The following is a 2,548-nucleotide window of genomic DNA, read 5'->3' on the forward strand; positions in this document are numbered from 1 at the left end:
CGGCGGACAGGTTGATGATGATCACCCCTACCGCTACGGCAAACAGGAAGGTCAAGGGGCCGGTCAGCGTTCCAACAGGTTCGCCCACAGGTTCGATGACCACAGGATGGCGTGAGGCGTGCTGCATGAGAAGGCCTTGCAATGGGGATGGATGTGGATGCTAAATACGCATCAGTCATGCGGCAATTGAATAATCTTCATATTCTTTATGCTGCAAACGCATACATCGCCAAATACCCATGAATACTCGTGATATCAGTGCTTTTATTGCCGTGGTCGAGACAGGCTCCATCGTGCAGGCGGCCGCTACGCTGCACCTGACGCAGCCCGGTGTAACGCGCCGCGTGCAGAGCCTGGAGCAAATGCTCGGGGTCGAATTGCTCGACCGCCAGTCCAAGCCTCTGCGCCCATCCGCCGCTGGCATGGAAGTTTACGAGCGCGGACGCAGGCTTCTGCTTGCCGAGGCCGACCTGCTGGCGTCGGTGCGCGACAATGTGGAGCCTTCCGGTGAACTGCGACTGGGCATGCCACCGATGCTCGCCGATCTCGCGCTGACCGAGCCGGTGGACGCTTTGCGCGCGGCCTATCCGAAACTGACGTTGCGCATCCAGGGCGGCTGGTCACCCGGACTGGTGTCACAACTTGAGCAAGGCTCGCTGGACGTCGCCGGCATCGTGTACTGCGAATCGACACCAACGCCGGCGAACATGATTGCACGTGAGTTCAATCGCCAACGAGTCAAGATCGTAGCCTCGCCGACGTTGGGCTTGAAGACCCGGATCTGCCTCAAAGACTTGGCTGTCCATCGCTGGGTGCTCAGCCAGAATGGTTGCGGCATGCGCTCGTCATTGCGACAAGCTATGGAATCGCGTGGCCTGCCCTTCGATGTCGGCGTGGAGGCGTTCGGCTCCGAACTGCAACTTTCGCTGGTGTCGCGCGGCGCGGGCGTTGGGCTGACCACACCGGAGGCCTTGCACAACAGCCGTTATCGCGAGCAACTCAAAGAATTACAGTTGACGGATTTTTCCATGGAAGTGGTGTCCTGGCTGGTACATCGTCCGTTGCCGCCGCGATTGATCGCCCCCACGAATTTACTGTTCACGATGCTGAGGGAACTGGCGGCGCATGCACCTCGTGATTGAGAGTTGCTCACTGACCACTTTTGCCTTGCCGGCGTAACGTCAACCCACGCCGTTGAGGGCTTGGTCAAGGATGACCGATTCATCAACCGAATAACTCGATTGCCGAATCGCTCCAGTCATGCCCGTTCCAGCCGCTCTCTGTGGACGGCGGCGGAAAACCGGTGCGGCAGTAACCACGCTTGCCGCTGAAGTCGACAACGGCATGCGGATGACCATTGATGAGCAATACCGACTTCGTACCGTCGGCAGACCAGCCGATGCTTACCGTCGATAGCTGGTCACGGTCAGCGATGTTGACCACGTTGTAGATGTGCAGTGCATCGGCAATCGGCTGTTCGCCCTTGGACAGGTCCAGGGCATAGAAGTAACCGGTATCACCATCGTCCTCGAACACCACCGCATAACGCCCGCCGGGAGCCGGGCTTTCGATGAACTGCTCGTTCCCCACATTCAGTGGCTGCTCGACGACGTGATAAAGCGGCATACATCACTCTCCCCGTGAGTAGGCCATCACAGTAAGCCAGACCGATGCGCCTGGAAAGCGGTACGTGGGTCGCGATTTCGTGAAAAGGCTTCGGAGACAAAGTCGTTAGCCCTATCGATTGAAACGATAATGATTCGTAATTACCATAACAAGCTGCCTGGTGGTGCGCTCGCGCTCGACGGCGTTTGGGTCTCTCGCTATCGGCGTCCGAAGACCTGCGCCATCAAGGTTGCGTCTCAGCACGGGCGAGAGCCATCGCTTCGATCGCCACTGATTCACGTGATCGATGGATACCCACGGCAGCCTATCTGCGGGCCGGCCACGGAATCATTTCGCGCAAGCCTACGTGGATTTCTAAAATCATCATGACTGCCGCAGCCAGCCAGCCAGTCCGTTCCCCCCGCCGCGTCCGCCAACTGTTCAAGATCTTGCACCTGTGGCTGGGACTCGGCCTGGGTCTCTTGCTAGCATTGGTGACCTTGAGCGGATGCGTCCTTACGTTTGAAAGACCGTTGTTGACCGCCCTGCATCCCATTCTCGCCACGCAACCTCTGCCGGACATGGCGACGATGGGCCATACACTCGATGCCATCCTGGCCTCGCCCGAAGGCGACAGGCTACGTGGTATCACCCTGCCAAACGAATATGTGCATGCGTTCGAAGGCACGTCACGGACTGGGCGCGTCTATTTCGACCCCGGCAGCGGTCTGGTCATCCTGCGCAGGCAAGCGGGTCACGATCCGTTACTGGTATTGCTGGACTGGCATACACACCTGCTCACGGGCGAGATCGGTGAGACGGTACTTGGCATCGTGGCATGCGCCGGCCTGTTCATGCTGGTTTCCGGCGTGTGGCTCTACTGGCCCGGTCGCAAGCGCGCATTGACACACCTGCGGCCGCATCCGCGGCCCCCCATTCTGCG

Annotated in this window: 3 protein-coding genes; 2 read left to right on the forward strand and 1 reads right to left on the reverse strand. The window is 59.3% G+C overall.

Annotation, left to right across the window (positions count from 1 at the left end; genetic code table 11):
* Window positions 1-239 precede the first annotated feature (239 nt).
* On the forward strand, window positions 240-1,142 hold the full coding sequence (locus VF436_RS21255) for a LysR family transcriptional regulator (RefSeq protein ID WP_330906062.1): 903 nt from the start codon (window positions 240-242) through the stop codon (window positions 1,140-1,142).
* Window positions 1,143-1,224: 82 nt separating this feature from the next.
* On the opposite strand, the gene VF436_RS21260 is transcribed toward VF436_RS21255, so the two are convergent.
* Window positions 1,225-1,626, reverse strand: a complete 402-nt coding sequence (locus VF436_RS21260) for a DUF2251 domain-containing protein (RefSeq protein ID WP_330906063.1) — start codon at window positions 1,624-1,626, stop codon at window positions 1,225-1,227.
* Window positions 1,627-1,991: 365 nt separating this feature from the next.
* Between VF436_RS21260 and VF436_RS21265 the strand changes: the two genes are divergently transcribed.
* On the forward strand, window positions 1,992-2,548 hold a 557-nt coding region (locus tag VF436_RS21265), incomplete at its 3' end, for a PepSY-associated TM helix domain-containing protein (RefSeq protein ID WP_330906064.1).

Origin of the sequence: Dyella sp. (genome assembly GCF_036384435.1) — a bacterium.
In the GTDB taxonomy this organism is placed as follows: domain Bacteria; phylum Pseudomonadota; class Gammaproteobacteria; order Xanthomonadales; family Rhodanobacteraceae; genus GSA-30.